Below are 25,348 nucleotides of genomic sequence, written 5' to 3'. Positions count from 1 at the left end.
GATTATTTAAAATGTAACATTTAACCCGACAGTAAACGTCTTGGGTATAGGATAACCGAATTGTGGGCTTTCGGGATCTACCCCTGTGAAGCTTTTGCTTTTAATTGTCCACAGATTTTGCCCGCTTACATACAGTCTTAATTGGCTTGCATACAGTTTCCGGATAGTCTGTGCGGGGAAGGTATATCCAAGCTGCAACATTCTTAGTTTAAGGTACGAGCCGTTTTCGACAAAGTAGGTTGAAAGGCGCCCCTCATCATTTGCATTCAGGGATGTCACGGCCGGAATATTGCTGTTTGTATTTGTCGGACTCCACGCGTCCAGCAATCGGCGCCCTTTGTTGGAACCGGTTTCGCTTACACTCCAGAAGTCAGTATGGTATTTCTGCTCGTTTATCACATCTATATTATAGATTCCCTGCCAGAACATGCCCAGGTCGAACCCTTTATAGCCCAGGCTGATGTTTAAGCCATACATAAAGTCGGGGTGCTGTACGCCAATCCAGTTTCTGTCATCGTTATTTATTTTCCCGTCGCCATTGAGGTCTTTATAGCGGATACGTCCCAATCCTTTTCCGATTTGCTGCGGGGCGTTATCAACCTCTTCCTGTGTCCTGAACACTCCGTCGGTCACGTATCCGAATATGGAGTTGATGGAATGTCCCAGTATGTTGTTTCCGGCTACTCCTCCGTAGTTGTTTTCTACATCTTGGGGCAGGTAGGTTATTTCATTTCTATAGAAAGAGAGATTTCCTGTAACGTCGTATTCCAGGCCGAAGAGTAGTTTATCTCGGTAGCCTACCGAGAATTCCATCCCCCAATTTTCCATGGAGGCGCCGTTTACCCAACGGTTCCCTCCTTCGCCTATAGCAGCCAGATAAGGCGGAAGCACGAGAATGTCTTTCGTTTTCTTCATATAGTATTCTGCCGAACCGTACAGTTTCTGTTCCCAGAAGCCAAAGTCGAGGCCAATATTGGTTTGTGTGGTTGTTTCCCATTTCAGGTCATCGTTAGCCAGCTGTGTGCGCTTGAATCCGGAAAGCAACTGCCCCGATCCTGTTCCGCTAATGTCGTAAGAGGTGCTGTGGATGGTGTTCCATGTAGGGTCGCCTACGCCATAATCGGGTACGTATATATTGTATATAGCGGTGTTGCTTATTTCCTGGTTTCCTGTTTGTCCCCACCCGAAACGCAGTTTCAAGTCCGAGATATTTTTTATGTTGTCCTTGATAAAGGCTTCTTCGCTCAATCGCCATCCTAAAGAGAAGGCCGGAAATATTCCGTACCTGTTATTCTTTCCGAAGCGTGATGAGCCATCGTAACGCAGGGTGACCGAGGTAAGATAACGTTCGTTGAATGAGTAATTGATCTTTCCGAAGTAGGAAAGTAAGGTATATGCGGATGATTTACCGCCCGAAATCGATTTTCCGGTACCTACATCGGGCCACATATATTCGGGAGTTTCGAGTTCGAAGCCTTCTCGGTAGGCATTGAAGTCGGTGTTTTCTTCTTTGAAAGCTTCTACTCCAGCCATGGCATCGGCTCTGTGTTTGCCTATGGTGATGTTGTAGGAGGCGATAGCATTCCAGTTCCATTTCAGCCAGTGCCCCTGACTCAAGTTTACGGCGTTGAGGTCGCTTTCGAGCTTGCCCGATTGGTATTTACGGGTGAGGTCGCGTTTATAAAAGTTTCCATAGTCGAGTCCGAAATTGGTTCTTAGTTCCAGTCCTTGTAGCGGATTGATGGTTAGAAAGGCGTTACCGAAAGCTCTCCAATAGGAATACCTATTGTCTTTTACGGCTTCGACTAACCGGACAGGATTCTGGCGGTCGTTCATCGCTCCCACCGGGCCTCCCCATCCGCCCGATTCTGTATAAACGGGCAGCATGGGCAGAGCTTGCAGGGCGGTATTGAGAATGCCGCCAGGTGTTTGTACCTCGCTGGTTCTGTTGAGGGTAAAGTTTTCGCCTATCGTTACTACTCCGTCGAATAGTTTGTATAAGGTATTCATACGAGCCGATATGCGATTGAAATCGCTGTTCTTGATTACCCCTTCGTTGGTGAGGTATCCTAATGAGAAGAAGTAGTTTCCGGCATCGGTACCGCTGCTTACGGACATGTCGTAGTTTTGCATCACACCAGTCCGGGTGATTTGATCGAACCAATCGGTGTTTGCCGTACGCATGGTATTGCCGCTTCCTATTACATATTCGGGCAGTACTGCTTTATGGAGCACGGGCACTCCGTTGGCATCGTATCCCCAATCGTAGGTGTAGCCTATGGCGTTGGCATTGGGATCTTTTCCGGCGTTTACTTCGGCCAGCCACATCATTTGTCCATACTCCTGGGTATTTAGCATATCAATCTTGGTGGTGTATTTAGAGGTGGTGATGCCGGCATTGAAGTCGATCTTCACTTTTCCTTCTTTCCCTTGTCGAGTGGTGATGATTACCACGCCATTGGCGGCACGCGAACCGTATATACTTGCCGACGAGGCATCTTTAAGCACCTGAATACTTTCTATATCGGCCGAGTTCAGCTCGTGCATACCGGCTTTGGTGGGTACGCCGTCTATAATATAGAGGGGATCATTGTTGTTCAGCGTACCGATACCGCGGATACGAATGGTAGATGCTCCGCTCGGGTTTCCATCCGTGGTTACCATCATCCCGGGCACTTTTCCTTGCAGAGCTTTCATGGGGTTGTTTTCAGACATCTTCTTTATTTCGGCAACGGATATTACAGATACGGCTCCGGTCAAATCGGCCTTGCGCTGGGTAGTGTACCCCGTTACCACCACCTCATCGAGCAGTTGTTGGTTTTCATACAAAACAATGTCTACAACCTCTCCGTTTCTGGCATTTTTTTCTTGCGTCACCATGCCGATCATGGAGAAGACGAGCGTGCCCGACGGATTGGTTAACTGAATCTGGTACCTTCCTTCCAGGTCGGTGACGGTCCCATTAGTGGTTCCTTTTTCAACAACACTTACTCCTATGACACCCAGGCCGTCTTCGGCCGATGTTACCATTCCGGTTACCCCTTTGGTTTGGGAGAAAGCAAGTGAAGGAAGAACAAGTAAGAATAAGATTGAAACGTAGCGTCTCAATTTAATAAGGTGAGTTTGTTTTTCCATCTGATAATTAAATTTATTGTTAAACTTTTAATTTTATGGTACTGCAAAACTATGCGGTTTTAATTTCCCACCGCATAACACATGTTTCAGATACATGCAAAAATGTTGCAAAATACAAAGATGCAGAAGGGATGCAACATTTCTACAATCGTTGGCAACATGTGTTACAGCGTTATTAGCCCAATCATTCTTTCTTTGCATTAGTAGGATGAGGGAAAAGCCAGGGTTTACTCAGAAATGAACTTCGCACAGGTAAAAACTCTTTCCTATCATATAGATAAAGAGTTAACATATTACATTACTATTTATTATAAACCATTAATTCAAAACCATGAAAAAAGAATTAGCATTATTTCTTTGTGCATCTCTCACGCTGGTGGCCGGATGCTCATCGGGCGACGTTGTTATCGACGACTTTGAATCAGGTACATTCAACAAATGGACCATCACAGGCGATGCCTTTGGAACCGCCCCGGCTCAGGGAGCTTACCCCAACCAACAAGACGTAACGGGCTTTGAGGGGAAATACCTGGCCAATAGCTACCGGGAGGGGGACCGCCAGAAAGGAACGTTGACCTCGGCTGAATTCAATATTGAGCGAGCGTATATCAACTTCTTGCTGGGTGGTGGAAAAACTGGACATACCTATATCGAATTATGGGTAGATGGGCAAAGAGTACACAAAAGCGAGCCTTTCATAGATAGCGAAACGCTGCACTGGACCACCTGGGACGTGAAGTCATACAAAGGCCGCAAAGCACAAATCATCATTACCGATAACCATGACGGAGGCTGGGGACATATTCTTGTAGACCAACTTGTGATGAGCAACACCGAACGGAGCTCCGTTATCACCAACCACAAACTCTCTTTCAAGGCAGATAAGAAGTATCTCCTGGTGCCCGTCAACGATGCCGCGCCGGCAATAAATGCCCAACTTACCGTAAACGGACAGCCGGAAGGTATACCTATCCAAATCAATATGGCACAATCCGAAGTAGCCTATTGGGTGCCGATAGACATCGAAAGACACAAAGGAAAAGAGGTAGGTCTGATACTCTCGTACATCGAAAAGAACCATACGGGATATGCTCAGATAAAACAATCGGACGATTTCCACTTTGACATCAACGAGAAATATCGCCCCACATACCACTACACCCCCAAATACGGTTGGATGAACGATCCCAACGGCATGGTATATCACAACGGCAAATACCATCTCTACTACCAGCATAACCCCTACGGTTCGCAGTGGGGAAATCTGAGCTGGGGGCATGCCGAGTCTAAAGACCTTATTAAATGGGAGCATCAGCCCGAAGGATTAACACCAGATTCCCTGGGGGCCATCTTCTCCGGCAGTGCCGTGATAGACAAAGACAATACAGCCGGCTTTGGAACCAACGCGATGGTTGCCATCTACACTTCCGCTGCCGAAAGACAAACCCAAAGCATAGCTTACAGTCTGGACAACGGGCAAACATTCAGCCGCTATCAGGGAAACCCGGTGCTCACCGATGCCGATATTCTCGACTTCCGCGACCCAAAAGTATTCTGGCATGAAGATTCACAAAAGTGGATTATGTCATTGGCCACCTCGCAAACCATCACCTTTTATGTTTCTGCCAACCTTAAAGAATGGGAGAAAGTCAGCGAATTTGGCGAGGGAATCGGTGATCACGGTGGCGTGTGGGAGTGCCCCGACCTGTTTACACTGACCTACAACGGGCAAACCAAATGGGTGCTATTTGTCAGCATCAATCCCGGCGGACCGAACGGCGGCAGCGCCACCCAATATTTTATCGGCAACTTCAATGGAAAAACGTTTAAAGCCGACGAGCTGCCCTATCCCCTCTGGCTTGATTACGGACGCGATAACTACGCAGGCGTTACTTGGAATAATGCCCCTGACAATCGCCGGATTCTTATCGGATGGATGAACAATTGGGACTATGCAAGAGATGTGCCCACCGTCAACTTCAAAAGCGCCAACACCTTGCCCCGCGAGTTAGGGCTTGCACACAATGGCAAACACCTCGTTATAAGCAACCCTCCGGTGAAAGAAGTGATTGGTCTAAGAAGCGAATCGAAGAAAATGCAGGATATTCAAGTAGAAACCACCTACACCCTTGATAGACTTCTAAACAAAAACGATGGCGCCTATGAAGTAGAAATGACCCTCGAAGCCGGAAGAGCCGAAAGCTTCAGCTTTGCCCTCGGCAACCGGATGAAAGAGGAACTGAAATATACGTTCAACCTGAAGGATGAAGAACTGCTGGCTAACAGGACCAAGAGCGGACTCACAGACTTCAACAAGAAATTTGCCATGGAAGTGATCAAAGCCCCCCTCGTTAGAAAGAACGCCTACAAAATCCGCCTCTTTATCGATAATGCGTCATCCGAACTCTTCGTGAATGACGGACAACTGGTATCGACAAACATCATATTCCCCACCGAGCCCTACAATGCTTTGACCTTCGAAGGTCCTGTCAAGGTGAAGAATATAACTATCCATAAGATCAAATAATACATAAATAAAAACCAAAATCATGACCAATAATAAAGGATTTTACACGAAGATTCTTCCCATCATGCTCGCGTTCTTTTGCATGGGATTTGTCGATATGGTAGGAACGGCAACCAACTATGCCCAAAAGGACCTAGGGATGGACGACGCTACGGCAAACATATTTCCGTCAATGGTTTTCTTCTGGTTCCTCATTTTTTCCGTCCCTACCGGGATACTCATGTCCCGCATCGGGAGGAAAAAAACGGTAATCATCAGCTTACTGATAACCACCCTCTCGATGATTATCCCATTTTTGTGGTACGATAAAATATCGCTCATCCTCACCTTTTCCCTGCTCGGAATAGGCAATACCCTGATGCAGGTTTCGCTCAATCCGCTACTATCGAGCATCGTGAAGGGTGATAAGCTGGCAAGCTCCCTCACCTTCGGGCAGTTCGTCAAAGCAATAGCCTCGTTCAGCGCACCGATGATAGCCACCAAGGCCTCATTGATGTTCAACGACTGGCGCATGATCTATCCCCTCTTTCTGGCAGTCTCGGTGATAACCGTGTTATGGCTGGGTGTCACCCACATTGACGAGCAGGAAGGAGACGGTAAAGGAGCTACCTTCGCCGAATGTTTCAAGCTGCTCGGCAATGGCGTTATATTACTCTACTTCTTAGGCATTATGTGCCATGTGGGCATCGACGTGGGTACCAACGTTACCTCTCCCCGTATACTCATGGAAAGACTGGGGCTGACCAACCTCGACGATGCCAACTACGCAACCAGTGTTTATTTTGCCTTTCGCACGGCCGGTTGCTTAATCGGAACGTTTGTTCTGGCTCGCTACTCGGCGAAGAAGTTCTTCGGGTTAAGCACACTCTGTATAGCGTCAGGCATGGTAGGGCTTTACTTCCTGCAAAGCGAAATCGTGTTGTGTGCCTGCATTGGTCTCATCGGCTTTGGTAACTCCAATGTATTCTCCGTAATACTGTCGCGCGCTATGCTATACATGCCAGGCAAGAAAAACGAAATATCGGGGCTTATGATCATGGGCTTGTTCGGCGGAACTATATTTCCGTTCCTTATGGGGCATACAACAAAGGCACTCAATAATTCGCAGATAGGAGCATTGATCGTTATGAGTATCGGAGTGGTTTACTTGTTATTCCTGGCAACCCACATCAAAGATAAAGTAGAATCTATTCAATAATAACAGCTATGAATAATACCATTGTAGGACTTGGAGAAATATTATGGGATGTATTTCCCGAAAGAAAAGTGATGGGCGGTGCTCCAGCTAATTTCGCGTACCATGTATCGCAGTTCGGATATAACGGCTATGCCGTAAGTGCCGTAGGAGAAGATCTGTTGGGCAAAGAAATCTTAGATTGTCTGGCAGAAAAGGGATTGAATTACCTGATAGAAACCACCGATTTCCCCACCGGAACAGTAAATGTGAAACTGAATGACAAAGGCGTTCCGGAATACGAGATCTGCGAAAACGTAGCGTGGGACAATATCCCCTTTACCGCCAAGACCGAGAACCTGGCAAAAAACACAGGAACCGTATCCTTTGGTTCACTGGCGCAACGGAACAGCGTATCGAGAGAAACCATTAAAAACTTCTTGAAAAGCATGCCCGAAAACAGCCTGAAGATATTCGATATAAACCTCCGGCAGCATTTCTATTCAAAGGAATTGATACACGAATCACTGCAACTGTCGAATATGCTAAAAATCAACGATGAAGAAATCGTGCTGGTTGCACAGCTATACGGCTACCGGGAAGGCGACGAACAAGCTATCTGCAAACGCTTACTCGAAGAATACGAACTCGATATTATCGTACTGACAAAAGGTACGGATGGCAGTTTCGTGTTTACGCCGAAAGAAACATCGTATCAGCCCACACCCGTAGTCCATGTGGCAGATACTGTAGGTGCCGGAGACTCTTTCACTGCTGCTTTTGTCGCATCCTATCTGCAAGGCAAGTGCCTGATCGATGCGCATCAATTTGCCGTAGAGGTTTCGGCTTATGTATGCACACAGCATGGAGCTATGCCCAAGCTGCCGAATACCTATCTGGAATTATTCAGGAAATAAAACATAAAAAAGCATCGTAATTTATTTGTAGTTACGATGCTTTTTATAGTTTTGTCTATTATTAAAATCTACCATGAACAGGACCTGTCTAATATTCATACTAACACTTATCCTTGGACTCTTATGCTCCTGCGATAGTGAGGAAAAAGGTAAATATACCATTGGAGTTTCTCAATGCAGTGACGATTTGTGGCGGCAAACGATGAACAACGAAATCCTACTGGAAACCTCCATCAATCAAAATATCGAAGTGGATATCAGGATCGTAAAAGATGATACCCGGCAGCAAATAAAAAATATAGAAGAACTGTTGGAGAAGGGGGTTGACTTGCTAGTAGTCTCTCCGAATGAATCCACAGCGATAACCCCCGTCATACAAAAAGCATTTAATAAAGGTACGCCCGTTATCCTGGTCGACCGGAAAATCGATACGGAAGACTATACCGCCTATATCGGGGCCGACAATTATCAAATAGGGAAAGAAGCCGGACTGTACATAGCCGGAATACTTAATAAGAAAGGCAATGTAGTTGAAATGCGCGGCTGGAACGGTTCAACCTCAGATGCTGAAAGGCACGCTGGCTTCATGGACGGAATTAAAAACTATCCCGACATAAAAATCATTGCCGAATGCAGGGGAAACTTCCTGAAAGAAGATTCAGAAAAGGAAATGACTAGGGTATTGAATACGTTCAAAGAAATAGACCTTGTATTTGCCATGAACGACCCAATGGCATTAGGCGTACACGAAGCAATATCCAAATACAGCGGGCGGTTTCCTTTCATTATCGGCATAGACGCCCTGCCCGGTAAAGGCGGTGGAATAGAGAACATCGAAAAAGGGATACAAAACGCTTCTTTCATCTACCCCACTGGAGGAGACAAGATAATCGATCTGGCATTGAAGATACTACAAGGCAAGCCTTATCTGAAGGAAAATATACTGCATACGGCAGTGGTTGATAAAAGCAATGTGAGGGTATTGCAACTACAAACCGAACAGATAGCTAATCATCAGCAGAAAGTAGAACGAATAAAGGGATTGCTGGACGAAAGCTTGAAACAATACTCCAACCAGCAAACTCTTTTTTACGGCACTATCTTGGTGCTACTGTTAATTTCAATTCTGCTTGTGGTATCTGCCCTCGCATACCACAGCAAGAGCAAATCGAACAGGTTACTGAAAGAACAAAAAAAACAACTACTTTCTTTGTCTAAACAGCTGGAAGAAGCAACAAATGCTAAACTTGTTTTCTTTACAAATATATCGCATGAATTCCGCACTCCACTCACCTTGATTCTGGGACCGATAGATACACTACTAAATTCCGGGAATATATCTGTGAAGCAAAGAGCATTACTCGAAATAATCCAACGAAGCAGCAACAGTCTTTTAAATCTTCTCTCACAAATTCTCGAATTTCGGAAACTCGAGAATGGGAAACTGGATGTTCAGTTTGTCAAAGACGATATTAAACGATTCTTGGAAGACTTAAACATCGCCTTCTTCGATTATGCCAAACGCAAGGAACTAAACTTCACGTTCACTGCGGATGATTATCCGTACGTCATTCCTTTTGATAAGGATAAGATAGAGAAAATCTATTTCAACCTCCTGTCAAACGCATTTAAACATACCCATAAAAACGGAGCGATTCGTATAAACATCACCAGAACCCAGTACAACGAAGCAGAGTATTTCAAGCTATCGGTGTATAATGACGGAGAAGCTATTCCGCCGGACAAGATAAATAATATTTTCAACCGGTTCTACAAAGTGAATCCCACTGATTCGGGCACCGGAATAGGGTTGGCACTGACGAACTCGCTTGTCGATTTACACAACGGCGTAATTGCCGTAGAAAGCATCGAAGGAAAAGGCACCCTGTTCAACGTACTGCTGCCCTACGAACAGAAGATAGCCGGTGATATGCCCCTGCAGGAAGACACCCATGAAATCGGGCTTGCCGAATCGCTGCTTCAAACAAATGCAGAGTCAATGCAGGAAAAAATATTTGTTGAAAATATATTGAGTGAGGACAAAAAAATCATCCTACTTATAGATGATAATGCCGATATGCGGAATTACATGCGTTTGATATTGCAGAACGACTATACAATAATCGAAGCCGATAATGGAAGTACAGGAATTGAGTTGTCCATCAAATTCTTACCCGACATCATCATTTGCGATGTAATAATGCCAGGTATAGATGGTTTTCAGGTGTGCAAAAGCCTGAAAGGAAACATGTTTACAAGCCATATACCTGTAATCTTGCTAACTGCTTGTTCTTTGGATGAGCAAAAGGCTCAGGGATTTGTAAGCGGAGCCGACGCATATATACCGAAACCTTTTAATGCACAGCTGCTAAAAATAAGAATAGATCGTTTAATAGAAAACAGGCAAAAGATAAAAGACGCATTTGCCAGTAATTTATTGAGCGATTCAAAGAAATCGACATTAGCCGAAACAGAGCAATCATTTATCAATAAATTTCAGGAATATGTAGAGAATAACATCACCGACCCCGACTTGAATATTGTTGAGGTAGCACAATATATGGGTTTGTCCCGCTCGCAACTGTACCGGAAAATGAAGTCTATCACAGAGTATTCTCCTAATGAATTTGTGAGGATCTTAAGGTTAAAATATGCTGCCCGCATGATTACTTCGGGTACGCAGATAGCTGAAATTGCTTATAAATCAGGCTTTTCCTCTGCTTCTTATTTCACAAAGTGCTTTAAAGAGTTTTATAAGGTGAGTCCTACGGAGTTTATGAAGGGAAATAATTCGGCTCAATAGAAATTCAGTGGGGATGGACATAGATATTAGCGATTCTGAAAAGGAAAAACTTTTTGTCTGCCACGCCTCACAGGCTTTCTCGAAAAAGTTTATTTTTGCGTTGAACAATTCAGCCATGGCATTTGATGCTCTGTTGTCATAGAAGTTCAATATCTCATCGTAATGCTCATGGAAAGTAGTAGCTATTACTTGAAAGGAGCATTACGACCAGGTACTTAACTTCTTCGTAAACCGCACAACAAATGCTTTTGCTGAATCATTCAATGCAAAAATTAAGGCATTTAGGGCAGCATTGAGAGGAGTAGCAGATATAAAGTTCTTCATGTTCAGGATTTCGATGATTTATGCATAGCCCGACGGATCTACCGCTGAGCTGCAATACGCCATCAAGGTATCCAAGAGAAAATGAATTTCTCACAAAAAGAATCGGGATAATGGGATATTTCATTCCCTTTTTATACTTTTGTTCGCATTCATAGCTTCGCCTGCTTATACAAGGTGTATGGCCGAGAAGCAGAATCGGCACAAAAAAAATCATTGCGTTTGAATGCAGAATACTTTAGAGGAATAATCGTAAAAAACATTTGAGATGAAACATTTTTTATTATTTTCAAGCCTGTTAATCTCGTTAACTTGCTCTTGCCAGCAAATCGATTCAATTTGCGGTATTTATGAGTACATATATCCTGATTCCACCCCTGAGCTATGTGAAAATCAATACATTGTACTTGAAAAAGCAGAAAAAGGAAACATTGTCGGTTATTATTACGGAACCACCGATGAGTTTGATGAAGCTCGGGAAGGATATCTCCCCGGATTTTTTGTTACAAGAATGGATAGTTTACAAATCAATAAAGACACCATTTCTTTTATCTTAAAAGTTCCGAATAAGGATATTTTCACACAACCGATACCCTTAAGTATCAAAACGGCACTTCAAGCTTCGGAAAAGCAACTTCAAGTTTGGGATGTCGCGCCATTATTGAATTGTTCGAAAAAATACAAGGGAGTAGTAAAGAATAACGCTATATTTTTTTATTTTGAGGATGAAAAACACGTTTTAGATAAAACTTTTAAAAAACAAAAAACGGATTCTCCAAACCTACAATCACTCCGTCATTGTTCACTCCATAGAACAAACGACACTATTCGTATTGGCAAAAGCTGATACGGATTTGAGCCATGACCTCGCTTTTCTATGCTCCAATATTTCCTTGAAATCATAGGCCGAGCATTCCACTATCAATATATTGTTATGTATCTGCATCGTTTTCTTATTATTTGAGTATAATATTTTAACTTTTTGGAGAAAGTATTGATAATGTGATAACTTCAAGTGTTTTAACTTACAAAGAAAGTATCAAATCTGCTAAAAGGACGGCCGTTTCCTGTTCTTTTTTTTGTGCATCTTTGGGTTTCCATGCCACAACGAACCGCACAGATGCGGATATCACCTTATACCCCCTTTCTTCCCATTCTGATAATGTGTCCTGCATTTTTAATGATAGCTTTGCTACAGGTTTATCGGCTAATGAACTATACAAAAAGAAATCACTGTAAATCAAAGAATCTCCCCCTCTCAATGCCAGGACCTCTTGTTTTCGTTCTTTGAAGAATCCCAAATTGACATCTTTGTGAGAGAGCTGTAATACGATTTCTTCAGGCATGTCATATTGCCGTTGGTCGATAAGATATCGGTCTGCACTTAAACGATTGAAACAATCGCCGTTCGTATGTATAAACAGGCGTTTTTTCGCACGGGTTATTCCTACGTAATATCGGCGCATCAGATGGGCATCCTTTGCATAATTGTCGGATACGAGCATATATACATCGTCAAATTCTCTGCCTTTGGCCTTATGAATGGTTGATACCACAACATCGGCGCCTGAAATATCACAGAAGTCTTCCACCGACGACTCAAATACAAACTCCCTGAAGTCACTCAGATATTTTATATTATTGGTTTGTTCAAACAGTTCTATACAACGCTTCACATACATCAAACTCAGACTCCTGCCATAAGCAGAAAAGGTCGCATGCTTGGCTTCCTCCCATAGTTCTTCTGTAATCAGAGGTGTTTTTATCCGTTTGTCTATATACCTCAGGAAATACCTCATTTCAGCCATTTTCCCAAAGCGTAGACCGTCCATTGACTGTATCAGTTTGCTGCTTACGCCTTGTTTTCGCAAAAGAGCCATCAGGATAACAGCCTCTTCGTTTGTTTGGGTAAGTACACACGAAGTGCTTTTGTCTCTATGTTGAAGTAAGTTTTCAACAAGTGGCTGATACATATATTTTGATTGATGGCGTATTACTTCCACCCAACCCTCTTCTTTACTCATGGAAATGATTGGCATACTTTTTATCCTGTTGTCAATAATTCTCAAGAATCCGTTGGCAAAATCCACCAGATGGCGTGCACTGCGGTAATTCTCGGTCATTTCGACAAATGTACTCTCGGTTTCTTGTGCGAGCCGATACATATAACTTGAGTCGGAACCACGGAATTCATAGATATTTTGGTCATCGTCTCCCACGGCTATCACACGCATTTCCTCGTTGTTAGCCATCAGAGCCTTTATAAGTGCATGCTCTTCAGTTCCCATGTCCTGGGCCTCGTCTATGACCAGCACCGTCTTGCCGATTTTGTTTGGTTCCACTTCTCCTTGGCATATCATCTCGGCTGCCTTTGCAACGACATTTTTTGAATCTTCAAGATTTCCTATCCGCCCCAGGAGGTCGAAGCAATAGGAGTGGAATGTTTTTATTTCGACAAAATGGGCAGCGTTGCCTATCAACTCCATGAGTCTTTGTTTGAATTCCGTAGTGGCTGCCCTTGAAAACGTCAACATCAGGAGCTGTTCGTGTTTCACGTCTTCAAGTAGCAGAAGTGAGGCCAGTTTGTGAACCAATACTCGTGTTTTCCCACTGCCCGGACCTGCTGCAACCACAATGCAACGTGAATCCTTATCGGAAATAATTTCCATTTGCCGTTTGGATAATTGCCCAAACAATTGCTTGTATTTCTGCGGCGTCAAGTTGCGTTGTATCTCGCTTACTCTGTCTCCTTTAAAGTATTTTGCGATAAACTTCCTATAGTCCATTTGGAAATAGTCTTGAACATATTGCAAAGCTACATGGTAATCCCTCACCATTAGATTCGCATATTCGCCTACAATATGCACTTGCTGGATTTTCAACTTATAGAATTCGTTGAGCATCCGGTAGTCATCTTGCTTGTATCTCGATTTGTTGTCCTTTATTCTTTGGATATTCATAGCGTTATAAAGCACCAGAAAACCGCCTTCAAGTTTTAGCGCACCGATTTTCGACAAGTACAGAAGCGCTTCTTCCACGTCTTCCAACTGAATGTCATCAAGTCCGCTGAAAAGGGATTGAGTACTCGACCTTATTCGATTCAGAAGTTCTATTACGGAGAACTGAATGGCTTTGTCGGGAACATTCTTCTTTTCTGCATCTGAAGCCAATCTATATAGCCATTCCACGGCAAAACGACTTATTTCCAATCGTTTCTCAAAACGCCTTATGGTCGACTCCAAGTCTGCTTGACGACTTATTTCCATATTACGAACCGCATCTTCTTTCTTACGGGTATAACCCTTGACGGTGAGGAAATAGAGTAGAGTTCGGATGTCTTTTTCTTTGGACGTACTGATTCCGTCGTTCACGGCATTTTCATTCAATTGCTTGCATGATATTCGTAAAGACTCTTCGGGAATATGGTTGAGAATGTATTGTTCAAGTTTTGCAAAGCGTTCGAGGAGCATTTGTGACTTTCGTTCCGAATCGCCTGCCTCCAATAAATAGGCTGATATATCTTTGCTGTCTGCCAATATACCTTCCTGCCGCATACGTTCCACTACGGATATAACTTCTCTTTTGCTCAGTCCCAAGATATCTGCCAGATAGTCGACCCGTGATTCTGCTTCCGAATCCTGGGCCTTAGCGATGTACTTTTGGGCTATTAATGACTTGATGATGCGGACTGCCTTTTCTATTTCATCACTGCCAAAGAGTAGTGATGTTGATATGCGTTTTCTTGCTTCGTCCATGTTTTTCACCGTGATTCCCGTGGCATATACATGAGGCACATTGTTTCCTCTTATCAAATATCCGCTTTGTTCCAAAGCCGCTAATGCTGTTCGTACGCGGGTTTCAATGTCAAATACCGAATCGTCCCATCCTGCTTGCCGGGCAATTTCCAATGCAGAACAATTGACTTTCATGCGCTGTCTGGTAAGGTCTTTGACGGCTTTCCACACCTGCTGTATTTCACTGATGCTTAGTTTTGTTTGATTTAACAATATAAAATGCTTGTCCAGGTCATTGTCACTATAAAGCACATAACAACGTGCGCTGAGACCAGGATCACGACCTGCCCTGCCTGCTTCTTGAACGTAATTTTCCAGTGAATCGGAAATGTCATAATGTACTACAAGACCTACATCTTTCTTATCAACCCCCATACCAAATGCGGATGTAGCCACAATGATATGTACTTGATCGTTCATGAAGGCGTCCTGGTTGGCTATTTTTTCATCAGCTTCCATTTTACCATTGAAAGGGAGGGCTTTATAACCGTCGCGGGTTAATTTGGCAGCCAGTTCCTTTGTTCGTTTGGTACGTGATACGTAAACAATTGTCGGACAATTGGATTCCGCTACGAGTTCTCTTAACTTATTATATTTATCATTGTCGCTCTCTACATGTATGACGGAATAGTGCAGATTTGTTCTTGAAGCCGTTGATGCGAATAACTCCAAGTTCAAATTCAAGGTTTGCTTGAAATAGTCGCAGATATCTTGTACCACTTTCTGTTTTGCCGTAGCCGTAAAACAGGATACAGGTATCGGATTCTTGCATTTTTTCTTTTGTTGGTATTCTCTGATAAATTTACCAATGTAGAGATAATCAACTCTAAAATCTTGTCCCCATGAAGAAAAACAATGCGCTTCGTCTATCACAAACCTTACAACGTGCCGAGCTATCAATATTCTCTCGATCGTTTTTGAGCGAAGCATTTCGGGAGATATATACAACAGTGAGGCTTCTCCGTCTTGCACTCTTTGTATGGACAGTGATCTCGTAATGGGGTCTAACATACCATTTATGGTTACGGCATCCGTGATACCTTTGTCAGCGAGGTTATCCACTTGGTCTTTCATCAGGGACTGTAAGGGGGAAATGACAACCGTAAGTCCGTGTACAGAGCGTCCAGCCATGAGTGCCGGTAATTGAAAGGTAAGTGATTTGCCGCCACCGGTAGGAAATATCGCCAGCAACGATTTGCCTTTCACCGCAGCTTGGGCTGCTCGTTCTTGCAGTGGCTCGCCTTCGTATGTTCGAAAGCGTTCATATCCGAAAAATTCTTTTAGGGCATGAAGCACGTCCAATTGCGTATGGCAGTAATCGCAGCCTTCCCGGCAATTAGTGTGACGTAGGAGTTTTACAATAAATTCCACTTCCGGATAATTGTAAAGTACCCATCCGGGAGTGATGGAACGATAATCGGTGGTATCAATCAGGGCCAATGCATATGCCAATCCGCATGGATATTGCTTGATGAGCGTGTCAAGGTCGGCATGTTGACAAATCTTTCCTGTATACAGTTCTTGTATAAGTTCAGATATTCCTTTATGAATATACTCTGCATTTACCATGCTGAGAAATCCCTCAAATTCCTTCTTGTCCTTCAGCAACGATGCGAATAGTATTCGCTTCTCTTTCGACAATGCATTCCAGTGTGCTATTTCGTCCAATAACAGATCTTTTGCTTTCTTGCAATCGTTCACCGGATTGTTCATCTGTTCGCTGATCAGTTTGTCATCTTTCACAAGCCTATGGTAAGGGCGTTCCGGGAACAATAAAGGTGAGACATAAAGTGTATCAACTAAAATCCAACGACATGTTTTATCTGCGAACAAGTATTTGGCATCATGATGAATGATATTGTGGCCGCAGATATAGTCTATATTGTTTAAGAAAATAAATAGTTCTTCTTTTGAAGTTTTATGGAATGTCGTGTCATCATGTTTGAGTGCTCCTATATCATGGATTTTATGATCTTTCAGGCCGACTTCAACATCTACTATGGCATAATTGGGCACACTACATGGTACAGAGGCAGTTTTATTACCGATGATATTGTTTCTATCTTCGACTTTCTTAAATCCTATGAGCTTGCTCCATATTGACATATATTCAATATAATAAATAGTTCTATAACTTGAATTTGTTATGTATCTGCATCGTTTTCTTATTGTTGTTCGGATATAACACCCCAATATCATTTACAAAGGTAAGAATAAAACCGAAGAATTTGTTAAAGCCACCGTTCCCTTGTGATTTTTATGTGTTTACGTCACGTAATGTTGATAGAAAAAGCGTACTTTTGCGAGCAAAAGTTGTTGTGCGTATGGATGCTTATTTTAAGGCTTGAAAAGAACTGCATAGCGACTCAGAGACGAACGGCACTTCGAACAAAGATTGTATCTAGTGCATGATTGTCGCATCACTCGAAATGTCGAATGAAGCATAAAAAATATGGAACTGTTAGAAACCACTGAAGACCTCTTGGCGCTTATGCAAAGAGAGCGAATAGACTCCGTTGCGGTACAAGATATCAACCTCCGCCCTTTTGAGGCAGAAATCATGGAAATAAAGTGGAAGGACTGTCTCTTCCTGGGGTGTGAGATGTCGGGCAAACTGACTTGCTACCTGCAAAACGGCAACTATGTCTTCCCTCACTTGAATGTTCCTTTCAAAACTTATCCTCGCACTCTCTATTCGGGTGCCCTGCTTTATGAAGGATACGACAAAGAAAATCCCGAATCATACGGCAACTGTTATGACAAGCGCGTCTATGACTACTATATCGAGTCCGTCAGGCAGATGTCGATCAAAGACTCTTTGGCTCAGGTCCTTCACGACCACTCGATTACCGAAAATCTCAACGCATTCCTTCTTCCTTATTCCGGACACCGTATCGTCGCCATCATGGGCGGACATGCGCTTAGCCGCACAGATAAGATATACAGACAAGTCGCTGTTCTCTCGCGCAGCCTGACCACAATGGGTTATCTAATGCTTTCGGGAGGCGGACCGGGTGCGATGGAGGCGACACACCTCGGCGCATGGATGGCAGGCCGACCGGATGAGGAAATGGACGAAGCGTTGCAAATACTTTCGGCAGCGCCTTTATTCAACGACAAAGGGTGGCTTGAAACGGCATTCGAAGTCATGGAAAGATTTCCGTCCCCGAAGTATGACAGTCTCGGCATTCCCACATGGCACTATGGGCACGAACTCGCTACACCGTTTGCCACGTACATAGCGAAATATTTCGCGAACAGTATCCGTGAGGAGGGGCTGCTGGCACTTGCCAAAGGCGGTATAATTTACTCTCCCGGAAGCGCAGGAACGATGCAGGAAATATTCCAAGATCTGGCGCAGAATCACTATGTGAGCTACGAAATGTCGAGTCCCATGATATTTCTGGACAAAAGGTACTGGACTGAGGAAAGGCCTGTCTACCCTCTCCTGAAAGACATGTCGGACTCCGGCAAGCTGAACAATATCCTCCTTACTGTGACAGACACCAACGAAGAGGCGATCGAGTATATCCGCACATTCACACGCGCAAGAGAGCAAGGGCAAGAGGGCGTCTAAAAGAGGGGTTGCCCGCAGTCCGGAGACTTGTCTGTTCCATGAAAAAACATTAGTGAGTAATTGCTTTTCCTGTTATCAGTGTCCTCCGCTAAACTTTTCTTATTAAAAAATCAGGAGCTGTGCCAGAATAATGACACAGCTCCCCCAAGATTTCATTCTTTTTCCATTTTATCGGCATCCAAGCCTTCTATATCCCCAGCGAATAATGCCGAAGACAACTCGTTTGTACCGTAAAACTGCGGCGATGGTTATTTTACCGGTGTTTGTTCCAGCGTGGCAACCAGAAAATCGTAAAACTTCTGTACGGTAGGAATCAACACCCGTTCGTCCGGAGAGTGCGGAGAACGCAAAGTCGGACCGAACGAAATCATATCGAGGCCCGGAAGGATGGCGCCAATGATGCCGCATTCGAGTCCGGCATGGATTACTTTAACTGCCGGTTCTACTCCGAATTGTTGTTTGTACGACAGTTTCATCGCATGCAGAATCGGAGAATCCACATTGGGCTGCCAGCCGGAATAGCCGCCGGTCATTTCCACTTTCATGCCCGCCATCGAGAAACAGGATTCGAGGCTCGTGGTAAGGAATTCCTTCATACTGTCGCTTGAGCTGCGTGCCAGAATCTTAATCGTGGCTTCTCCGTCACGAATTACAATAATAGCCAGATTGGAAGAGGTCTCTACCGTATCGGGCACGGTGGGAATCATGCGCATCACCCCGTTTTGACAGGCAAAGATCGCATCGATCAGATTATCCTGTATCTCTTCGGGTACAATACCTGCGGGGAGCTCCACTCGTTCCGCCTTGAACGTGATGGGAGTTTCGATGGCTCCGTACTCTTCATTAAAGAGGTTCTCGCAATACTTCACCAGCTCCAGTACTTCTTCTTCGTTTTCGGCAGGAATAGTGACAACCGCATGAGCCTCGCGCGGAATAGCGTTTCGCATATTGCCGCCTTCCCAGCTTGCCAGACGGGCTTCGTAGCTTGCCACCGCCTCACGAACGAAACGAACCAGCAGTTTATTGGCATTGGCACGTCCTTCGTTGATTTGCAGGCCGGAGTGTCCGCCACGCAATCCTTTCAACGTTACTTTCAAAGCAATATCGTCCGCCTCGGGAGCTACCTCCTTATATTTCAGTGAAGCCGTCACATCCATCCCTCCGGCACAGCCGATATAGAGTTCGCCTTCATCTTCGGAGTCCAGATTGAGCAATATTTCTCCGTTCACCACTCCCGGCTTCAGTCCGAAAGCGCCGTACATGCCGGTTTCCTCATCGGCTGTAATCAATGCTTCCAACGGACCGTGCTTCAAGTCTTTCGCTTCGAGCACCGCCAGAATTGCCGCCACTCCGAGTCCGTTGTCGGCTCCCAGAGTTGTTCCTTTTGCCTTCACCCAGTCGCCGTCGATGTATGTTTCAATCGGGTCTTTTTCGAAATCGTGCACCGTATCGTTATTTTTCTGCGGAACCATATCGCTATGTGCCTGCAAAATCACCCCTTTCCGGTTTTCCATTCCCGGAGTGGCCGGCTTGCGAATAATCACGTTGCCCACTTCGTCTACGAATGTTTCCAAGCCCAGCCCCTTGCCAAAGTTTACAAGAAATTCCGTCACTTTTTCCAAATGTCCCGACGGACGGGGAATCTGCGTCAAAGAGTAGAAATGCTTCCACACGTTCTGTGGAGCCAAAGAAAGAATTGTGCTCATAAGATGTTATTTTTTGAGTGTTTTTAAGTTTAGCATACCATATATGCCCAACAAAACTACTAAAAAGGTTTGGATTCCGTGCACAATCAGCGCGAAAATTCCGGCGTCGGTCACATTTACGCCATAAAGCATCAACATCGAGATAACGGCGAAATGCCAGGGGCCAGCACCGTTGGGAGTAGGAACGATGACCGCAAACGTTCCGCCCACGAACATGACCAGTGCGGGCATCATGCCTAAAGAACAGGTGAATTCAAAGCAATAGAAGGTAAAAAAGAAATGAAAGAAGTAGCATGCCCAAATGGCGAACGTATAAAAGACGAAAAGAGGAATGTTACGAACACTCCTGAGCGACATCACTCCCTCCCAGATGTTGAACACAAACCCTTTGACCTTCTCGTAGAAGAACATCGTTTTCCTCAACCGGTAAAGCAGAATCACCACGCCGATGAGGCAGAACAAGACGATATAAAACCAGACGGAAGTGAGCAGATGCAGCAAAGAAGGAATCTTCGTGCCGGTCTGATGCAGAAAAGTGGCGAACACGGGCATCTGAAGCAAAACGGTAATTCCCGTTATCAGCAGAATGGTCAACGTATCTACCAGACGTTCGGTAACTACCGTACCCAGAGACTTGGCGAACGACACATCGTCGTACTTCGCCAGCACTCCGCACCGGCTCACTTCACCGATTCGAGGCACGACGAGACTGGCGGCATAGGATATAAAAATGGCGTCGACACAATGAGAGCGTTTTGGAAAAGCATCCAGCGGCTCTAATGTCTGCCGCCAGCGCCAACCGCGGAACACCTGAGCAAGCACTCCGAAGATGAGAGAAAAAAGCATCCACCACCAGTTCATTTCATGCAACAGCACCTCACGGGCTTTCGCAAAATCGAAATCGCGGTAGACCCAAAACAAAATAAAGCCACCCAAAACGAGCGGCGACATCACATTCAGCGTCTTTTTTAGCAGTTTATTCATTGCAGTTTATTCATTCTTCATTTAAAAGAATTACCTTTGTCCGTTGCAAAAGTAATTATTTAGTTGGTAAATGAAATTAGTAAAACCTAAAAAGTTTCTCGGACAGCACTTTCTGAAAGACCTGAAAGTAGCGCAGGATATTGCCGACACGGTCGATGCGTTTCCCGAACTTCCCGTATTGGAGGTAGGACCGGGCATGGGAGTATTGACTCAATTCCTGATAAAAAAGGAGAGGCCGGTGAAAGTGGTGGAGGTAGACTACGAGTCGGTGGCATACCTTCGCAAAGAATATCCGTCGCTGGAAGACCATATCATCGAAGACGATTTTCTGAAGATGAACCTGCACAGGCTGTTCGACGGGAAACCTTTTGTACTGACAGGTAATTACCCGTACAACATCTCCAGCCAGATCTTTTTTAAAATGCTGGAAAACAAAGAACTGATTCCCTGCTGCACAGGGATGATACAGAAGGAAGTGGCAGAACGTATTGCCGCCGGACCGGGAAGCAAGACATACGGTATTCTGAGCATCCTGATTCAGGCATGGTACAACGTGGAGTATCTGTTTACCGTCAGCGAACAAGTGTTCAATCCGCCGCCCAAAGTAAAGAGCGCGGTAATCCGGATGACCCGAAACGGAGTGGAAGATTTGGGATGCGATGAAAAGCTGTTCAAGCAAGTGGTAAAGACTACTTTCAACCAGCGGAGAAAAACCTTGCGCAACTCCATAAAACCTATTTTAGGGAAAGACTGCCCCCTGACCGACGACGCATTGTTCAACAAACGTCCCGAACAATTATCGGTGCGGGAGTTCATCGAACTGACAAACAGAGTTTCCGAATTCGTAAAATTGTAAGAGAGTATGGTAGACGAAGAATACATTGATAATGTGAAGCGCCTGATCGAACAAAAAGAGGGCGAACAGGTAAAAGAGCTTCTTATCGACCTTCACCCGGCCGACATCGCAGAATTGTGCAACGACCTGAGTCCGGAAGAAGCGCGGTTCGTTTATCGATTGCTCGACAACGAAACCGCAGCCGACGTTCTTGTCGAAATGGACGAGGACGTCCGGAAAGAGTTTCTCGAGATACTCCCTTCGGAAACCATCGCGAAGCGTTTCGTGGATTACATGGATACGGACGATGCCGTAGACCTGATACGCGAATTGGACGAGGAGAAGCAGGAGGAGATTCTTTCGCACATCGAAGACATCGAACAAGCGGGCGATATCGTCGATTTGTTGAAGTACGACGAAAATACCGCCGGAGGTTTGATGGGCACGGAGATGGTGGTGGTGAACGAGAACTGGAGTATGCCCGAATGCCTGAAAGAGATGCGCCAGCAGGCGGAAGAGCTCGACGAGATTTACTATGTATATGTAATCGATGACGATGAACGGCTGAAAGGCATCTTCCCGTTAAAGAAAATGATTACTTCACCCTCGGTATCGAAAGTGAAGCATGTGATGCAGAAAGATCCCATCTCGGTACATGTGGACACGCCGGTGGACGAAGTGGTACAGGCCATTGAAAAGTACGACTTGGTTGCCATTCCCGTAGTCGACAGCATCGGACGGCTCGTGGGACAGATTACCGTAGACGACGTGATGGACGAAGTTCGCGAACAGTCTGAACGCGATTACCAGTTGGCTTCCGGACTTTCGCAAGGCGTGGAAACGGCCGACAACGTTTTCCGCCAGACGACAGCCCGCCTGCCTTGGTTGCTCATCGGGATGATTGGCGGAATCGGAAACTCCATGATATTGGGCAACTTCGACGCTACGTTTGCCGCCCATCCCGAAATGGCTCTGTACATTCCGCTTATCGGCGGCACGGGCGGAAACGTAGGGACGCAGTCGTCCGCCATCATTGTGCAAGGACTGGCAAACAGCTCGTTGGACGCTAAAAACACCGTCAAACAAATAGGCAAAGAATCGGTGGTAGCGCTTATCAATGCCACTATCATCTCATTGCTTGTCTATACTTATAACTTCATCCGCTTCGGCGCAACGGCTACGGTTACCTATTCCGTGTCTATCAGCCTGTTTGCCGTAGTCATGTTCGCTTCCATATTCGGCACGCTCGTACCGATGACTCTCGAGAAGTTCAAAGTAGATCCCGCCATAGCCACGGGACCGTTTATTGCGATTACCAACGATATTATCGGCATGATGATGTATATGGGAATTACCGTCCTGTTATCTTAAAAAATCAGAGAATCGAAAAAAAGAAGCAAAAAAGTATGAAGTAACCGTTTTTTTTTATTAATTTGTAACCAAAACCAATACGAGATGATGGACGCCCAAGACACTAATCTGCCCTTGCATTCAGGGGAATTAGAAGAAGAAAAGAAAAAAGTCGAGGTTTCTGAAACAAATACGGAAACTCCGGCTGAAGAAGATTTCGCCGAAACACAACCCGCAACCGCTCAGGCTACTACCGGAAAAGAAGAGATTCTCGACCGGCTGAAGGCTCTCGTGGAAGATACGGAGAATGCCGGCAGACATGCTATCGACAGTCTGAAACAAGCATTCTACAAACTACATAACGCCGAGCTGGAAACTGCCAAGAAACAGTTTACAGACAATGGCGGAGCCATTGAGGACTTTGTCCCCCAAGAGGACCCCATAGAGAAAGAGTTCAAGCACCTGATGGGGATTATCAAAGAGAAAAGAAGCTTGCAGGCTGCCGAGTTGGAACACCGGAAAGAAGAGAACCTGCAAATCAAACTCTCCATTCTCGAGGAACTGAAAGAGCTCGTAGAATCGGCAGACGACCCCAACAAATCTTATACGGAATTCAAAAAGCTTCAACAGCAATGGAACGAGACGAACCCTGTCCCGCAAGGAAAGGTAAATGAGCTGTGGAAGAGCTACCACCTGTATGTAGAAAAGTTCTACGATTTACTTAAACTGAACAACGAATTCCGCGAATATGACTTCAAAAAGAATCTCGAGATAAAGACTCATCTGTGCGAAGCGGCAGAAAAGCTGGGAGCGGAAGAAGACGTGGTGTCCGCATTCCACCAACTTCAGAAACTTCATCAGGAATTCCGTGAGACCGGTCCTGTGGCCAAAGAGCTTCGCGACGCAATATGGAGTCGGTTCAAGACGGCTTCCACCATAGTCAACCGCCGCCATCAACAGCATTTCGAAGCGTTGAAAGAAGCAGAGCAGCACAATCTCGACCAGAAAACGGTAATTTGCGAGATTGTAGAGGCCATCGAATACGACGAATTGAAAACATTCTCGGCTTGGGACAACAAGACACAGGAAGTCATCGCGTTGCAAAACAAATGGAAAACCATCGGGTTTGCGCCTCAAAAGATGAACGTGAAGATTTTCGAACGTTTCCGCCATGCCTGCGACGAATTCTTCAAGAAGAAGGGAGAGTTCTTCAAGAGCCTGAAAGAAAGCATGAGCGAAAATCTGGAAAAGAAGAAAGAACTTTGCGAAAAGGCCGAAGCGTTGAAAGACAGCACCGACTGGAAAGCCACAGCCGAGATACTTACCAAGATTCAAAAAGAGTGGAAAACGATCGGACCGGTTGCCAAAAAACATTCGGATGCCGTATGGAAGCGATTTATTACCGCATGCGATTACTTCTTCGAGCAGAAGAACAAGGCTACATCGTCGCAACGCTCCATCGAAACGGAAAATCTGGAGAAGAAAAAAGCGCTGATAGGAAAGCTGAACGCCATCGACGAGAATATGGATACGGATGAGGCAACAACGCTTGTACGGGAGCTTATGAAGGAATGGAACTCCATCGGACATGTTCCTTTCAAAGAGAAGGACAAGCTCTACAAGCAGTATCATGCCGTAATCGACGAACTTTTCAGAAGATTCAACATCAGCAGTTCCAACAAAAAACTGAGCCATTTCCGATCCAATATCAGCACTATGCAAGAAGGCGGTTCGCAATCATTGTATCGGGAACGCGAGAAGTTGGTGCGTACGTATGAAAACATGAAAAGCGAACTTCAAACGTATGAAAACAATCTGGGCTTCCTGACTTCCACTTCCAAAAAAGGAAGCAGTCTACTCACGGAGCTGAACCGGAAGGTGGACAAGCTGAAAGCCGATTTGGAACTTGTATTGCAGAAAATCAAAGTTATCGACGATTCGCTGAAAGAAGAATAGCGTTCTTCCGTCCTTTCTCTCCGGAAGAAAGGAGCGGTATCGACGAAATAGACGGATTTGTACGGATTCGCGCAGGGGTAAAAGTATCGGAGATATCCGATAATTGTCAATCGCGCAAGTCGGTACAAATCCGTTTTTACATATTCATACCAATAACCTCCCTGTTTCGCCCACCACCGGTTCCGGTATTTTTTCAAAACAGTTCTTCCCGTTATCATTTCGTTTATATACCTATTATTTTTACCTTTGTGTCTCCATCATACAAAAGG

Annotated in this window: 12 protein-coding genes and 3 pseudogenes; 9 read left to right on the top strand and 6 right to left on the bottom strand. The window is 44.9% G+C overall.

Translation table 11 applies throughout. The annotated features are described in order from the left end of the window. Nucleotides 1–6 precede the first annotated feature (6 nt). A complete protein-coding gene (locus tag C234_RS0105980; RefSeq protein ID WP_034537048.1) occupies nucleotides 7–3,135 on the bottom strand; it encodes a SusC/RagA family TonB-linked outer membrane protein in 3,129 nt (1,042 codons plus the stop codon). Nucleotides 3,136–3,466: 331 nt separating this feature from the next. Between C234_RS0105980 and C234_RS0105970 the strand changes: the two genes are divergently transcribed. From C234_RS0105970 to C234_RS0105955, 4 genes are all read left to right on the top strand, one after another. Next, the gene (locus tag C234_RS0105970) at nucleotides 3,467–5,662 is read left to right on the top strand and encodes a glycoside hydrolase family 32 protein (protein WP_027325023.1); all 2,196 of its coding nucleotides are present in this window, start codon (nucleotides 3,467–3,469) and stop codon (nucleotides 5,660–5,662) included. A gap of 22 nt (nucleotides 5,663–5,684) precedes the next feature. Continuing rightward, nucleotides 5,685–6,860: an MFS transporter gene (locus C234_RS0105965; protein ID WP_027325022.1), complete on the top strand. Its 1,176-nt coding sequence runs from the start codon at nucleotides 5,685–5,687 to the stop codon at nucleotides 6,858–6,860. A gap of 8 nt (nucleotides 6,861–6,868) precedes the next feature. Then, nucleotides 6,869–7,753, top strand: a complete 885-nt coding sequence (locus tag C234_RS0105960) for a carbohydrate kinase family protein (RefSeq protein WP_027325021.1) — start codon at nucleotides 6,869–6,871, stop codon at nucleotides 7,751–7,753. Nucleotides 7,754–7,955: 202 nt separating this feature from the next. Continuing rightward, a complete protein-coding gene (locus C234_RS0105955) occupies nucleotides 7,956–10,556 on the top strand; it encodes a hybrid sensor histidine kinase/response regulator transcription factor (RefSeq protein ID WP_200865071.1) in 2,601 nt (866 codons plus the stop codon). 4 nt (nucleotides 10,557–10,560) lie between these two features. Here the strand turns inward: C234_RS0105955 and C234_RS18185 are convergent. Further along, nucleotides 10,561–10,754 (bottom strand): annotated as a pseudogene (locus C234_RS18185) (transposase); the annotation flags it as partial. Between C234_RS18185 and C234_RS18255 the strand changes: the two are divergent. Further along, nucleotides 10,753–10,908: pseudogene (locus C234_RS18255) on the top strand (transposase); the annotation flags it as partial. The pseudogenes C234_RS18185 and C234_RS18255 sit on opposite strands and share 2 nt — an antisense overlap. Nucleotides 10,909–11,644: 736 nt before the next feature. On the opposite strand, the pseudogene C234_RS17360 reads toward C234_RS18255, so the two are convergent. After that, a pseudogene (locus C234_RS17360) lies at nucleotides 11,645–11,823 on the bottom strand (AlbA family DNA-binding domain-containing protein); the annotation flags it as partial. 79 nt (nucleotides 11,824–11,902) lie between these two features. Further along, the gene (locus tag C234_RS0105945; RefSeq protein WP_027325019.1) at nucleotides 11,903–16,777 is read right to left on the bottom strand and encodes a RecQ family ATP-dependent DNA helicase; all 4,875 of its coding nucleotides are present in this window, start codon (nucleotides 16,775–16,777) and stop codon (nucleotides 11,903–11,905) included. Nucleotides 16,778–17,123: 346 nt separating this feature from the next. On the opposite strand from C234_RS0105945, the gene C234_RS0105940 reads away from it, so the two are divergent. Continuing rightward, entirely contained in the window at nucleotides 17,124–18,248 is a 1,125-nt protein-coding gene (locus C234_RS0105940) for an LOG family protein (RefSeq protein WP_051290178.1), read from the top strand. Between the two features lie 248 nt (nucleotides 18,249–18,496). Here C234_RS0105940 and C234_RS0105935 read toward each other — a convergent pair whose 3' ends face one another. Together C234_RS0105935 and C234_RS0105930 are read right to left on the bottom strand one after the other, a co-directional pair. Continuing rightward, nucleotides 18,497–19,954 carry an aminoacyl-histidine dipeptidase gene (locus C234_RS0105935; RefSeq protein WP_027325017.1) on the bottom strand — a complete coding sequence of 486 codons (1,458 nt, stop codon included), beginning with the start codon at nucleotides 19,952–19,954 and terminating at the stop codon, nucleotides 18,497–18,499. Nucleotides 19,955–19,960: 6 nt separating this feature from the next. Beyond that, complete coding sequence (locus tag C234_RS0105930; RefSeq protein ID WP_027325016.1) at nucleotides 19,961–20,938, bottom strand: lysylphosphatidylglycerol synthase transmembrane domain-containing protein; 978 nt, start codon at nucleotides 20,936–20,938, stop codon at nucleotides 19,961–19,963. Between the two features lie 70 nt (nucleotides 20,939–21,008). Between C234_RS0105930 and rsmA the strand changes: the two genes are divergently transcribed. The 3 genes from rsmA to C234_RS0105915 all read left to right on the top strand — a co-directional run bounded on the left by rsmA (nucleotide 21,009) and on the right by C234_RS0105915 (nucleotide 25,079). After that, on the top strand, nucleotides 21,009–21,794 hold the full coding sequence (gene rsmA / locus C234_RS0105925) for a 16S rRNA (adenine(1518)-N(6)/adenine(1519)-N(6))-dimethyltransferase RsmA (protein ID WP_027325015.1): 786 nt from the start codon (nucleotides 21,009–21,011) through the stop codon (nucleotides 21,792–21,794). A gap of 6 nt (nucleotides 21,795–21,800) precedes the next feature. Further along, on the top strand, nucleotides 21,801–23,144 hold the full coding sequence (mgtE, locus tag C234_RS0105920) for a magnesium transporter (protein WP_021646196.1): 1,344 nt from the start codon (nucleotides 21,801–21,803) through the stop codon (nucleotides 23,142–23,144). 84 nt (nucleotides 23,145–23,228) lie between these two features. Next, nucleotides 23,229–25,079, top strand: a complete 1,851-nt coding sequence (locus C234_RS0105915; RefSeq protein WP_027325014.1) for a DUF349 domain-containing protein — start codon at nucleotides 23,229–23,231, stop codon at nucleotides 25,077–25,079. Nucleotides 25,080–25,348 lie beyond the last annotated feature (269 nt).

It is taken from the genome of Bacteroides pyogenes DSM 20611 = JCM 6294 (assembly GCF_000428105.1).
GTDB classification, from domain to species: Bacteria; Bacteroidota; Bacteroidia; order Bacteroidales; family Bacteroidaceae; genus Bacteroides; species Bacteroides pyogenes.
This window is presented reverse-complemented; position numbering and strand designations above follow the sequence as displayed.

Coding starts and splice junctions, on each gene's coding strand:
- C234_RS0105970 (WP_027325023.1), top strand. CDS start 3,467: ATGAAAAAAGAATTAGCATTATTTCTTTGTGCATCTCTCACGCTGGTG.
- C234_RS0105945 (WP_027325019.1), bottom strand. CDS start 16,777: ATGTCAATATGGAGCAAGCTCATAGGATTTAAGAAAGTCGAAGATAGA.
- rsmA (WP_027325015.1), top strand. CDS start 21,009: ATGAAATTAGTAAAACCTAAAAAGTTTCTCGGACAGCACTTTCTGAAA.
- C234_RS0105915 (WP_027325014.1), top strand. CDS start 23,229: ATGATGGACGCCCAAGACACTAATCTGCCCTTGCATTCAGGGGAATTA.
- C234_RS0105935 (WP_027325017.1), bottom strand. CDS start 19,954: ATGAGCACAATTCTTTCTTTGGCTCCACAGAACGTGTGGAAGCATTTC.
- C234_RS0105955 (WP_200865071.1), top strand. CDS start 7,956: ATGAACAACGAAATCCTACTGGAAACCTCCATCAATCAAAATATCGAA.
- mgtE (WP_021646196.1), top strand. CDS start 21,801: ATGGTAGACGAAGAATACATTGATAATGTGAAGCGCCTGATCGAACAA.
- C234_RS0105960 (WP_027325021.1), top strand. CDS start 6,869: ATGAATAATACCATTGTAGGACTTGGAGAAATATTATGGGATGTATTT.
- C234_RS0105930 (WP_027325016.1), bottom strand. CDS start 20,938: ATGAATAAACTGCTAAAAAAGACGCTGAATGTGATGTCGCCGCTCGTT.
- C234_RS0105965 (WP_027325022.1), top strand. CDS start 5,685: ATGACCAATAATAAAGGATTTTACACGAAGATTCTTCCCATCATGCTC.
- C234_RS0105980 (WP_034537048.1), bottom strand. CDS start 3,135: ATGGAAAAACAAACTCACCTTATTAAATTGAGACGCTACGTTTCAATC.
- C234_RS0105940 (WP_051290178.1), top strand. CDS start 17,124: ATGGAACTGTTAGAAACCACTGAAGACCTCTTGGCGCTTATGCAAAGA.